12 protein-coding genes are annotated in these 11,949 nt (G+C 36.3%); 6 read left to right on the top strand and 6 right to left on the bottom strand.

What is annotated here, in order from left to right; genetic code table 11:
* Nucleotides 1-161 precede the first annotated feature (161 nt).
* Nucleotides 162-296, top strand: coding sequence for a hypothetical protein (locus F6K23_RS00125; RefSeq protein ID WP_293149354.1), 135 nt, complete (start codon nt 162-164; stop codon nt 294-296).
* 455 nt (nt 297-751) lie between these two features.
* On the opposite strand, the gene F6K23_RS00120 is transcribed toward F6K23_RS00125, so the two are convergent.
* Complete coding sequence (locus F6K23_RS00120; RefSeq protein WP_293149353.1) at nt 752-1,594, bottom strand: hypothetical protein; 843 nt, start codon at nt 1,592-1,594, stop codon at nt 752-754.
* Between the two features lie 297 nt (nt 1,595-1,891).
* Between F6K23_RS00120 and F6K23_RS00115 the strand changes: the two genes are divergently transcribed.
* Complete coding sequence (locus F6K23_RS00115; RefSeq protein ID WP_293149352.1) at nt 1,892-2,131, top strand: hypothetical protein; 240 nt, start codon at nt 1,892-1,894, stop codon at nt 2,129-2,131.
* A gap of 1,096 nt (nt 2,132-3,227) precedes the next feature.
* Here F6K23_RS00115 and F6K23_RS00110 read toward each other — a convergent pair.
* The 3 genes from F6K23_RS00110 to F6K23_RS00100 are packed head-to-tail and all read right to left on the bottom strand — an operon-like array spanning nt 3,228 to nt 3,953.
* Nucleotides 3,228-3,530 carry a DUF3368 domain-containing protein gene (locus F6K23_RS00110; RefSeq protein WP_293149350.1) on the bottom strand — a complete coding sequence of 101 codons (303 nt, stop codon included), beginning with the start codon at nt 3,528-3,530 and terminating at the stop codon, nt 3,228-3,230.
* A 15-nt stretch (nt 3,531-3,545) separates the two neighbouring features.
* On the bottom strand, nt 3,546-3,680 hold the full coding sequence (locus tag F6K23_RS00105) for a hypothetical protein (protein WP_293149348.1): 135 nt from the start codon (nt 3,678-3,680) through the stop codon (nt 3,546-3,548).
* 21 nt (nt 3,681-3,701) lie between these two features.
* Nucleotides 3,702-3,953 (bottom strand): UPF0175 family protein, encoded by a 252-nt coding sequence (locus F6K23_RS00100; RefSeq protein WP_293149346.1) that lies wholly within the window; start codon nt 3,951-3,953, stop codon nt 3,702-3,704.
* Nucleotides 3,954-4,396: 443 nt separating this feature from the next.
* Here F6K23_RS00100 and F6K23_RS00095 point away from each other — a divergent pair, with 443 nt between their 5' ends.
* Together F6K23_RS00095 and F6K23_RS00090 are read left to right on the top strand one after the other, a co-directional pair.
* Nucleotides 4,397-5,626, top strand: a complete 1,230-nt coding sequence (locus F6K23_RS00095) for a damage-control phosphatase ARMT1 family protein (protein WP_293149344.1) — start codon at nt 4,397-4,399, stop codon at nt 5,624-5,626.
* A 217-nt stretch (nt 5,627-5,843) separates the two neighbouring features.
* Nucleotides 5,844-7,010 (top strand): pyridoxal phosphate-dependent aminotransferase, encoded by a 1,167-nt coding sequence (locus tag F6K23_RS00090; protein ID WP_293149342.1) that lies wholly within the window; start codon nt 5,844-5,846, stop codon nt 7,008-7,010.
* 214 nt (nt 7,011-7,224) lie between these two features.
* Here F6K23_RS00090 and F6K23_RS00085 read toward each other — a convergent pair whose 3' ends face one another.
* On the bottom strand, nt 7,225-7,521 hold the full coding sequence (locus F6K23_RS00085; protein WP_293149778.1) for an acylphosphatase: 297 nt from the start codon (nt 7,519-7,521) through the stop codon (nt 7,225-7,227).
* A 117-nt stretch (nt 7,522-7,638) separates the two neighbouring features.
* Between F6K23_RS00085 and F6K23_RS00080 the strand changes: the two genes are divergently transcribed.
* Nucleotides 7,639-8,628, top strand: coding sequence for a hypothetical protein (locus tag F6K23_RS00080; RefSeq protein WP_293149340.1), 990 nt, complete (start codon nt 7,639-7,641; stop codon nt 8,626-8,628).
* Nucleotides 8,629-9,180: 552 nt separating this feature from the next.
* Here the strand turns inward: F6K23_RS00080 and F6K23_RS00075 are convergent.
* On the bottom strand, nt 9,181-10,407 hold the full coding sequence (locus F6K23_RS00075; protein WP_293149338.1) for a tetratricopeptide repeat-containing serine protease family protein: 1,227 nt from the start codon (nt 10,405-10,407) through the stop codon (nt 9,181-9,183).
* Between the two features lie 638 nt (nt 10,408-11,045).
* On the opposite strand from F6K23_RS00075, the gene F6K23_RS00070 reads away from it, so the two are divergent.
* Nucleotides 11,046-11,540: a hypothetical protein gene (locus tag F6K23_RS00070; RefSeq protein WP_293149336.1), complete on the top strand. Its 495-nt coding sequence runs from the start codon at nt 11,046-11,048 to the stop codon at nt 11,538-11,540.
* Nucleotides 11,541-11,949: the final 409 nt, after the last annotated feature.

Here is an 11,949-nt window from a genome sequence, read left to right as displayed (position 1 = left end):
TTTAGGTGTAGTAGTTGCTGGTTTAACGGTTAGTCGCCGTCAGAAAATTTCCTCTACTCAAGAGTAGAGGGTGAAAATCCTATAGGGAAGTCGGCTTCCCGTTTCGATTTAACCATTTCAGGTTGTGTACCCTGTAATATATAATCCGGTTGAAGACTTATTTGGGGAGATGGGGAGATGGGGAGATCGGGAGATGGGGAGATCGGGAGATCGGGAGATGGGGAGATGGGGAGAGGGAAGGAGGCAAATTTCTACCTTTTCCCCCTCCACCTGTTTCTCTAGCTTCTGGGTTCTGAGTTCTGCACCCGCCGCAGCCAAAAACCCGTACCGTGCACAAAGATACTAAATGGGTTCTATACATATACTGTATAACCGGATTCTATATAAGGCTTTCATTTCTAGATTGCCCTTATTAATTCGTAGACACTGCACTTCTGAAGTTTATGGATTGTGAAATTCACATGAATTTTAGCACCTCAAATTCAATTATAGTAATAGTTTCAGTCAAGCGCGTACAAATTAGTTTCATTACTGGCGATCGCCCGCAATCAGTTATAACAGTGGTCTAGCGATGGCTTCAGATTTTTTTTCCTAGCGCTGGTTCGGTTTTGAGGTCTAGTTCTGTTTGTACTTCTACGTTTGACTCTGATGGTTGCGACTCTGGCTTGCTTCCAATCTCTGAAGCATTTTGGAACTTTGAGGCAGATGCTAACCCTGTGAAGTCATTATTGGCTATTTCCTGAACTGTTGGTTACTCTGGTTCTGGTTGTGCTTCTAATGCAGCTTCTAACTTAGTCGCCAGGTCAGGAGGGCAAGGTTTTTGAGACTTTGCACCTACTCCTTTGAGCGATCGCTTGTCCACGACTTTGAATGTGTCATGCTTTGGTAGATAAATCACTCGTTCGTTCTCTTTACACTGTTTACCTCCACGGTAAAACCCAACATAGCGACCTATCTCTCGTCTTCCTTTAGGGTTAACCCAACAAACTAAATCAAAAGGTAAGGCTCCTTTTTTAGTGGTAGCGTTAATACATTTGATCAGGTTGCGCTCAGGAATTGTGCAGCTGTCCCAAATCTCAAGAGCCTTCTGAGCTCCTATCTCTGACTTGAATTGCTCTAGTTGTGATTTATTTTTCTTAGATAATAGCTGCTGCTTCAGTTCAGTGAGAGTAGGTTCAGGTTGTTGCAAACTACTCCTAGTTTCACTCCCTTCCACTTCATCAGCTTCTAAAGTTTCGGTTTGAGCTGGAGAATTTTTTTCTATGGATTGCTGCCGATTTTTTTCTGAGATTTTATTAGAGGCTGCATTTACCTTAGTTATTTCTGTCTCATTAGAGTATAGTGATTCGATTTTATCAGATTCTGGTGTATCTTGTGGAGGCTGTTCACCAAATAAACTGTCATATGCTTGTGCCTCCTGTGGGGTGTAGGTAGTCTCTGAATTGCTTTTGTGTTGCTCTTGCTGTTCTATGTAGGTATCGGCAGCCTCAATCTCAGCGATCGTTTTTTCTAGGTGGTGGATTAAGTAGCCTAATAAGCGGTTATAGTAAAATCGTGTTTCGTTTACTGAATTAGTACTTGGTTTAGTGGCCATTGATTTTGTTAGGCCCAAGTAGGCTCGTAATAAAGCCTTGTCTTGGCTGAAATTTTGTAATATAATTGAAATTGGATTTATAAAGAAAATCATTTTGGCCTCCTATGGCTATTGGTTTTCACAAAAGGGACATTACATGGTTCATAGCCTTGGGTGATGTCCCTTTTCTTTTTGTGGGTAGTTTGATTACCCTCTATATTATGATAATAAGACTACTTGTAAAATGTAAATATATTTTTATAAAAATTTTACCTAAACTACCTGATATAATAAGGAAAAACTACAAGAGGCCAAAATATGTCCAATAGCAAAAGAAAATATAAACCAGCAGGTAGACCAGGGGGCAATCCTGACATAGTTAACTGGAGCTACAAGCCCGCAGTCCCCGGTAAACCTAAAAACAAAAATCTAACAGTAAAGGTTGATGAGGAGATGCTGGTTAGTGTGAAAAACTTACCTGATTGGTCGAACAAAGTGAGAGCAAAGCTAGAGGAATTATTAGAGGAGGAGCGGGGGGGTAATGCTGTTAGTGGTTAGTGCGATCGCTGCCTACCCTTATAGATAGATCCGTGGTTCTAAATATCAGGAATTAATGGATCGCTGGATCGATATGGTAAAAAGTTAGGCTGATTTTCCCAAGAAATTAGGAAAATTAGGAGTAAAAAAAATGAGATCAAAAACCGTGATTCAAGCAACAAAAAATGGGCGGTTAGAGTTATCGTCATAAATTCGGTCTCAGTTACAACCAGGGGATGAATTTGTCTTGTGACAAGATGAAGATACTATTATTTTCAAACGAGTGAAAAAGTCGGCTGCTGAGAATATGATTAAGACGCAGAAAGGAGTTAATCGTGAGCCTGATTGACGTTTGTTTGCCATCTGCGATCGCCTCGCTCAATTTAATGAAATTGCTCCGATTTCTGAGGGTGAAATTCAAGCAGAAATTAAATCCTATAAGCAGGAGAAACTAAGGTTAACTTAAGTTGATGCGAATTACCTTAGATACCAATACTGTGATTTGGGCGATCAGTAGTTTCGCCACAAAAGCTTGCGCTAAGACCACTTGAGCTGCTTTAAGAATCCTTTATACCAAATTGATAAATGTTTGCTACGAATAGCTAGGATATTTCTTAGGAGTCAACCCACCCCTAACCCCTCCCCTCCTGGGAGGGGGAGTCAGGAGTCAGGAGTCGTATGGGAATGAATTAAATCCCATTTTCAGGTCATAAATCATCTTTTTTGTCAAATGGAATATCCTGTAAAGTATTTTTATTCTTCTGATATCAAATCCGTTGGCTTCGGAGTAATATAATTCTGTTGATAGTCATACAATCGGTAAGGGCGCGATTCGGCAGCTTTGCGGAACGCAAATGGCCATTCGCCCCTACAGTATAGACTCTTATCTTTAAAGACTGAATAACACCGATGCTACCGGATTTGATATGACTATTCGTAACATTCTTTTTTCAAATTGGTATTAAACCTTGATTAATTCGTAGACACTGCACTTGTGAAGTTTATGGACTGTGAAATTTACCTAAATTGTTTAGCAGCTCAAATTCAATTATAGTAAAAGTTTCAGCCAAGCGCATACAAATTACTTCCATAAATTGCGATCGCCATTTTATGAAAATTACTCTCCCACTGACATCAAGACTTGATTCATTAATTTCTCCGATAGATACATTCCAGACAACCGTAACTGTTCTAAAACTGGACGTGCTTCTGAAATTACTCCTCGTTGTTTGGCAGTTAAAACTAAACCCAAAGTACCTCTAACTAGAATTCCTAACGCCTGGGCACAACGACTAGCAGCTAAATCATCAATAATCACTTCTGTATTGGGATGATGGTATCCCCAACTCAAAACCTCTGGTTCTCCTCCTCCTAAATCCCAACTTTTAATCACAGCAGGAATAGTAGGAGTTTGAGTCACAACCAACCAATCTGTTTAAGCTAACATTTGGGCAGTTACATCTGTGTTGCCGTAGGCTTTAATTTCTGTAGCTACTGCTTGAGGAACAATAATTTTCGGACTCAGTATTTGTAGGAAGTTGAGCAAATTTGCCTGAGTCAAAAAAATCAAGGGCGAAGTATTGCGGGAATTTCAGCCATGGTCTAACTCCCGTTGTAAGTCTTTAAAATCAACATTAAACACATCTATTTTTTCCCTTGCCAAACTAGCGAGAAAATCTCGACGGTTTAACCCGGCAACTTGAGCCGCTTTTTCTTGATAAATGTCCCCTTTTTGATACCAATATATAGCTGCTGCTAAACGCATATCCCGAACAAATTCTTCAGGAGCTAAACGACGGGCAGAAAAAATTTCTTCTGGTAAATTAATAGTAATTTCTGACATGGAAATTTTATGTAAAATCCCAGTGATTTAATCATATAAAATATTTTCATTGTATCATAATTCTGTCTCAATGGAATGCTTATTGTTTGTTTGGTCGCGATTCATACCCCGGTAAATCGGAGATTATACCGGGAGTCATCTCGCTCCTTTTTTGATAGATAAGGACTTACACACAGACTCTACTTATGGAGAGGGCGAATGGCATTCGCCCCTACAGATGGTGGTTTAAAGGTCAATTTGCGTAAGTCCTGTAGATATCTGCCATAATAAAAAATAAAATCAATTATTGCACAGAAATTACAGCAGATTCCACTTTAATGAAGTACACCCGTCGCGGGCAAGATGCCCGCACTAGGAATATTTAATTGTTAATCTCTGTACTTCTTGTGCGAGCGAATCTGCTATATCAATTCTTTCCCCCTATTCCCCTCTTTCAAAAATACATGACTGAATTTGAAACCAGTGACTTATTATTGCCTTTACCTGTGATGCCTTCAGAAGAAAATACCTTTGCTAATTACACAATGGTCTGTAGACTACCGGGTGTCATCGAACGAGTTATCAAAGACAATAATTTTCCCCCAACTATTGTACAACAGTTAGAGTCCCTAGCTGTAGATTTATTTGAAGGATGGGTACGACCCCTGATCGATGACTCAGGACCAGATGTAGCCGCTTGGACATCCTACTTAGAGTCTTTTGAAGGCAGAAGTTGGTTTGATTTACCGTTTTATTTTGCTGAAGCTTATTTTTTCCGACGTTTGTTGGAGGCAACAGATTATTTTGTACCTGGAATTTGGCAAGGAATAGACCCTTTTGGTTATCAAAAACGCTTAAGTTTAGAAAAATCAATGGCTGCTATCCGTGAAATAGGCGATCGCATCAATGGTTTAAATACTGCTCTACCAAAACAACAGAGTTATCAAATTTGTCTCACAGCTCTGTTACAAACTGCTTTGTGGGGTAATCAAGCTGATTTGAGTTTATGGCCAGTTGAAACAGAAGACCGGACTACTAGAGACCTTCAACAACAACAATCTCACATATTAGTAGATGATACCTACAATTTAATCGACTATTTAAGTCATATTCAGGGGCAACGGATAGATTTAATTATAGATAATGCAGGTTTTGAGTTAGTTTGCGATTTTTTTCTGATAGATTTCCTTTTATCTACTCAAACTGCCAATATTGTTTACTTGCATTTGAAAGCACATCCAACTTTTGTCTCTGATGCTATGAGTCAAGATGTCTTTTACACTCTGGAAATCTTAGCTAACGATGTCTCAGAAAATTTACAAATGTTGGCAACTCGCTTACAAGAATATATTAGTATCGGTCGTTTAATTTGCCGAGATGACTTTTTTTGGAATGCGCCACTAGCTTTTTGGGAAATGCCAGAGTCTGTGAGAGAGGAATTAGCTAAGGCAAGTCTGATTTTGATTAAGGGTGATGCTAACTATCGTCGTATATTGGGCGATCGCCACTGGTTATTTACTACCCCTTTGTCAGATATTGCTTATTATTTTCCTACACCATTTGTAGCTTTGCGTACCTTAAAGTCAGAAGTAGCAACTAGCTTAGAACCCGATCAAATCGAAATATTAAATGAAGAAGATCCTTTGTGGTTAACAAATGGTCAGTGGGGTGTGATTCAATTTGTCATACCTTGAAGAAGGGAGTAGTAAACAATTAATAATTAATAATTAATAATTAATAATTAGACATCTCCAATAATAAAAAATCAAATAAACTATCGTACAGAAATTATCAATTATTTCCCCCTACTCCCTACTCCCTATTTTGGAGGAGATTTCTAATAGTTTAGGTTGAACCTAATCACCTGTCCAATATAAAATGAAAGATTAACTAGCTCAAAAAAAGTAAAAAATGAAACTGGCAGCAAGAGTCGGCAAAGTACCACCTTCCTTAACCTTAGTTATCTCAGCTAAAGCTAAAGAAATGCAAGCTGAGGGAATAGATGTATGTAGTTTTAGTGCCGGGGAACCTGACTTTGACACTCCAGAGCATATCAAAGCAGCAGCCCAAAAAGCCCTGGATGCTGGTAAGACTAAATATGGCCCAGCGGTGGGAGAACCCAAACTCAGAGAAGCGATCGCCCAAAAGTTATCTAGGGAAAATGGCCTAAACTACAAAGCAGAAAATATCATTGTCACTAATGGGGGGAAACATTCTCTGTTTAATCTGATGATGGCACTGATTGAACCTGGAGATGAGGTAATTATTCCTGCACCCTACTGGTTAAGTTATCCAGAAATGGTCAAACTGATGGGTGGAGAGCCAGTAATTTTGCCTACTGATGCCCAGACGAATTATAAAGTTACAGCAGAGCAACTACGCCAAACTATTACTAGCAAAACAAAATTATTCGTTCTTAATTCTCCTTCTAATCCAACTGGGATGGTTTATAGTCCAGCAGAAGTTAAGGCATTGGCAGAAGTAATAGTAGAAAAAGATATCTTAGTAGTTTCTGATGAAATTTATGAGAAGATTATTTATGATGATATTCAACATCTCAGTATTGGGGCAGTCAGCTCAGATGTTTTGAACAATACTATTATTAGTAGTGGATTTGCTAAAGCATATTCTATGACGGGTTGGCGCATAGGATATTTGGCCGCACCTGTGGAATTGATTAACGCTACAGCCAAAATTCAAAGTCATAGTACCTCGAATGTTTGTACTTTTGCTCAGTATGGAGCGATCGCTGCATTGGAGTCATCTCAAGACTGTGTGGAAAAAATGCGTCAAGCTTTTGCTAAACGTCGGGAGGTAATTTATGATTTATTGAATGCTATACCAGGAGTTACTTGTAGTAAACCTGAAGGAGCTTTCTATATGTTTGTCAATATTAGTAAAATTTCTAGCAGTTCCCTAGAATTTTGTAATGCTTTATTAGTGGAGCAAAATGTTGCTGTTATTCCTGGTATTGCTTTCGGTGCAGATGACCATATTAGGATATCTTACGCTACTGACTTAGCAACTATAGAAAAAGGGATGGCAAGGTTGGATAAGTTTGTGCGATCGCGTAACTAAACAGAAAAACAGGCGCTCAGAAGTTAGCCAGGGTGTTTTAATCCCTGGTTGAATAACGACACGGGGGTTTTAACCCGTAGTTACTTTCCGGTCTAGTTTTCAATATACTTTCTCACTGTTTCAGTGCCAAATTTCTCCTTCTTCCTTCTTCCTTTTTCCTTCTGCTATATATCTATCGTTATTTCCATTTTTTTCTTCTTTCTCCTTCCCTAGCTTAACGGTGAATTTCAAAACTTTGAAGTCCTTCGGGTTGCTCATATTTGATAGTTACATCATTGACAATAGCTGATTTAGGGCCTCTATAACACCAGTTAATAATTTTTTCCACAGCGTGATTACTACCTTCAAAAACAGCTTCTACTTTTCCATCAGGTAGATTTTTCACCCAACCACTGACATTTATATTAACTGCTGTTTCTAATGTCGAGAATCGATATCCGACTCCCTGAACTTTTCCGGAAATAAAAACATGAGCACGAGTAGGAGTGAGAGATGTTGACTGGTTTTCCATTGTCATTTTATTTTGTATTGATGATATATAAAATATCTATAGTTTATGGTACTATAAAACTCAACATAAATTCAGTTTCTAGGAGTGTCATTTATGGGTACTCATAAGAGAAACTAAGTGGTAGTTAAAATTATGATTATAGCATCATTTATAGTAGTTACAGTGGTCAGTGTAATGCTAGGGATAAGTTGTGCTTACTGGTTATTTGAAAACCGGTTAAAAAAACAAGTGAAAAGCTATGAAAAACAATTACGAGAAACCCATGAACAAATCTATGATCTTGAGCAAGCACAACAAGAAGAAATTAAATTCTTAAATATAGATTATCAAGAGAAAATTAAACAAAAAGAAGAACTTGAACAACAACTCAAACATAGCTTAGAAGAAATACAAGAAAATATTGCTCTTGCCCATGTAAAACATCAAAATGAAATTCAAAAGTTAGAAGTAGATTATCAACAAAAAAAACAAGAAGAAATTAAAGCTTTAGAAGTAAAATATGATAAAAAATTGAGAGAAAAAGTCAACTCCGAAAAACAATTAAATAAACAAAACAAAGAACTGCAAGAGCAAATTAAATTAAGACAAGCAGAACATATACATAATTTAGAATCTGCTGAAGCAAAATCACAAGAAAAAATCAGAGAATTGACAGATAAATATTGTCAGCAGATAGTAGATTTAGAACAAAAACATCGACTTAAAAAACAAAAACTTAATGATTTTTTGCAGGTAAGATATCACAAAAATTTTCAATATTTATCAGAGAATCATAAGCAAAAAATCAAAGAAATAACCAGATATTTAGAAGAAAAAAATCAACAAGAAATTTTAAGACTGAAGAAGTATCACAGACAAAAACTTAGAGAAACAATTAAATATTTAGAAGAAAAACATAAAACTAAGCTCCAAGTTAAAATCAAAGAACTAGAAGAAATTCATCAAGAATCGATCTTAGAAGCAATAGGAGCTATAACTACTCAACATCAAAATCAGCTTCAGCAAAAAATCAAGGAATTAAAACAAAAACATGATACTGAGCTTCAAGCAACAATTAAATCTCTTAAATCCAAACATCAAAGTCAAATTAGAGAACTTATGCAGTAATATCAAATCCGGTAGCATTAGTGTAATTAGATTCATAGTGTGGAGACCCACCCCTAATGCTCCCAGGAGGCAGGGTCAATTTATTTTATTGTCACCAGAGAAAAAAGGAGGAGGGGGTGGCAAGTGTGGGGAGTGTGGGGAGTGTCGGGAGTGTGGGAAGCACAGGATCTCAAAAAAATATAGGGTTGTAAATATTCTCTGACGACAAAGAATTAGCCATGCTCCCAGGAGGGAAATATTGAGGGAGATATGGCAATAGCGCTGTGATAGAACATTTTTTTATACCAAACCCGAGCGGAGTTGATATAAATTCAAAATCGAACACTCTATCGGAGCAGAAATTTGGGACATTTATTCAACTTTATAAAATTGGTATTACACTTAATCATCCGGACATAGTATAAAACCGAGAAAATACAGAATAACTCAATTCTCAACTAGGAATAGGTCTTCTATCACTTCGTAGTGAAGAGCGAAAGATGTTTGTTTGAGAGTCTAATTAAACTTTGATAAGATTAAGTAAATATAGATAATTTCCCTACTGATTAACTCTCAATTCCTTAACTTTTGAATAAAAATTAAGGTATCTTGATAAGATTGAATCCTACCACCTTGTTGATAAAGTTCTGCTGCTTTTTCTAAGTCTTTTATTGCTTTTTGAAGTTGTTCATTTGCTCTGGTTATATCTGCCATTTTTTGATAAATAAGACTATTTTGATAAAAAGCATTAGCGCGATTATAATAGGCATCAGCATAGCCTGGATTCAGTTCAATGGCTTTAGTATAATCTTTGATTGGATTCGGATTTCGTGTTATTTCGTGAGGATTAACTAACAAACTCCGGGCGATACCCATATTAAAATATATTTCTGGGGTATTATTAGGTTGCTTTTTTAAAGCACGATTAAAATTAGCGATCGCCTCCCAAGCATCCCCTTGATCCAAATAACTTATACCTCTAAAATATAAAGCTTCAGCGCTCTGAGGATTAATTGTTGAAACAGGAGAACTAAATGTAGGAGTATCATCCAAAATTAAGTCTGAAGGATTAATACCAGCATCAGATAATTTTCTGATAAAACTGTTAATAGGAACCGCAGCATTAAACCCTGTTTTAATTGGCGCTACATCTCCAGAATTAGTTTGAGCAAAACCAAATTCTCCTTGTCCATGAATACCAATAACGCGACCATCAGAATCAAACACAGGACCACCACTCATGCCACTCCAAGTAACAGCTTGATAACGCAAAGTATAACCTTCGGGGCGACTTTTAGGGCGACTGGTTATTAATCCTGGAGATAATTCTGGCGCCCTTTCAGTGCTAAATAAACCGCCAGTAGCAGGATAACCAAATACATATATTTGGGAACCAATAACTGATTGTTCAGAATTACCTAAAGTCGCCACTGGATATGTTTCTGTAGTTTCAAATTTAAGTATAGCTAAATCGGGTTCTTCATCAGTTGTCTGTAAACTCACTACCTCTACTACTGAATAGTCTTTTTCTAGATTAGTTCTAATACTATATTTAATAGTAGAATCTTCTACTACATGATTAACAGTAAGGACAGTATAAATATTACCATTTTTAGCAATAATAACACCCGATCCATCACCTAAGTTACTATTGATTTGCACTGTAATTGGTATGGCAATTTCTGCCACTTCTTGAGCCGTTTTAGCATTTGCTGCTGTCGAAATATTAATAACAATTGCTGCTACTGTAGCAGTACCTAATAAATAACTATTGAGAGAATTAAAACGAGACCAAATCATAATTTTATGATCCTAGAATCTAGACAAAGTGAATATTAGATGACTATTTACTACAAATGACGTAAATTAAATAAATTTGTTCTCCATCTTGAAGCAGAGTATAAAATATTAATTTTTTAACTACTGATTATCAGCAAAATCAATTAGTAGATTTTGACTACCATACTACCATTTAATATAGTAATCAATGCAGAATTTGTAAAAAATTAAAAAATAGAGAATAAAATCTGAAACTCTGACCACTATTCTCTGATTCTAAAGTCCCAATAAATTTTCTACACAACCACACTGAGAATAGCTCTGCATACCAATTATTTTTAATTTAGCTATACTAAAAAAGAAAATGTATCATCACAAAAAAATATTATCTCTCAGTAAATATGCAGAGAAAATGCACAAATATTACTTGAAATCTTGACAAAAACTTTATCTTTCCAAGCTAAATCTTAATAAAAAATTTATCCAAAATTAAAATTTATTGTTTATCATAAAAATATGAATAAAAATATGAATATTGACTAGGTATAAACAAATGTCGGCCAACTAAAATTAATTTCGGCTTTGATAATATCAAACCGAGAAACATTGTTTTGTAAAATCTCTGAACAAATTAAAAAATTACCTCAAGAAAAATAACAATGACTAATATAAACCACAAACTCAGAACTACCAGCACAAGTCTAAGCCTTGGTTGTGCCATTATGAGTGAAAGTCATGAGACAAATACTATTAAATACGATTTTGAGGTATCTCCTCATCGTGGACCTGCTGCCGGGAATAACTATTACGGGTCTTTCAGTTTTAATGGCTCGAAATTAACTGGCAAAGGCATAGAATTTATAAAACTTGATAACTTTGACTTGAGTTTTTTAAATTTTGACTATAGCAACGCTGATTTATTATTTGGAGAAGCTGTATTTAGAGATGGCAACTTTCTAGGATTAATTGCAAGTAGCGAAGAGTTTTCTTTTGTCTCTGGATTTTTAGATTTATCTGAAGCATATTTTGCCTATGATATTAACTCTAATTTTGGAGCAGCAGATGTAACATTCTCTTTAAGACAAGTTACTGATGATAATTTTGAAACTGTATATACTTCTGAAGCTAGTGTTCTAATGGGAGCATTGACTTAAATCTTGGAATAACAGTCTAATTTATGAAGCAGTATTTCTGTTGCCTATATCTAAATAGACAGGACTTACGCACGAGGCACGAAAAAGTAGGGTTTGAGATTGCTTCCATGTCGGTCGCAATGACGGAAATACGTTGCAGGTGCGTAAGTCCTGTAGAATTGAATTTTGCCTGTGAACTAAAATTTACAATCTGACACTAAAGCGATCGCCTCTTTTAGATTAAACCAATAGACATCTCCAGAAATTAGATTTTTACCTATAGCAGGTAATAGCACCAAAAAACAACAGTGGGAAAAAAATTTTCTTTTCTAAAGTCGATCATCAGTCTATTTCCTAACCAACTATTTCCCATGCTATAGACAAGGTAAAGGTTCCATATCAAATCCGGTTAATTGCACATAGAATCTGG

Origin of the sequence: Okeania sp. SIO2C9 (assembly GCF_010672455.1) — a bacterium.
Taxonomy (GTDB): domain Bacteria; phylum Cyanobacteriota; class Cyanobacteriia; order Cyanobacteriales; family Microcoleaceae; genus Okeania.
This window is presented reverse-complemented; position numbering and strand designations above follow the sequence as displayed.

Bases quoted from the DNA above. Each gene is read 5' to 3' on its own strand.
- F6K23_RS00120 (WP_293149353.1), bottom strand. From the start codon at position 1,594: ATGGCCACTAAACCAAGTACTAATTCAGTAAACGAAACACGATTTTAC.
- F6K23_RS00115 (WP_293149352.1), top strand. From the start codon at position 1,892: ATGTCCAATAGCAAAAGAAAATATAAACCAGCAGGTAGACCAGGGGGC.
- F6K23_RS00100 (WP_293149346.1), bottom strand. From the start codon at position 3,953: ATGTCAGAAATTACTATTAATTTACCAGAAGAAATTTTTTCTGCCCGT.
- F6K23_RS00095 (WP_293149344.1), top strand. From the start codon at position 4,397: ATGACTGAATTTGAAACCAGTGACTTATTATTGCCTTTACCTGTGATG.
- F6K23_RS00090 (WP_293149342.1), top strand. From the start codon at position 5,844: ATGAAACTGGCAGCAAGAGTCGGCAAAGTACCACCTTCCTTAACCTTA.
- F6K23_RS00085 (WP_293149778.1), bottom strand. From the start codon at position 7,521: ATGGAAAACCAGTCAACATCTCTCACTCCTACTCGTGCTCATGTTTTT.
- F6K23_RS00075 (WP_293149338.1), bottom strand. From the start codon at position 10,407: ATGATTTGGTCTCGTTTTAATTCTCTCAATAGTTATTTATTAGGTACT.
- F6K23_RS00070 (WP_293149336.1), top strand. From the start codon at position 11,046: ATGACTAATATAAACCACAAACTCAGAACTACCAGCACAAGTCTAAGC.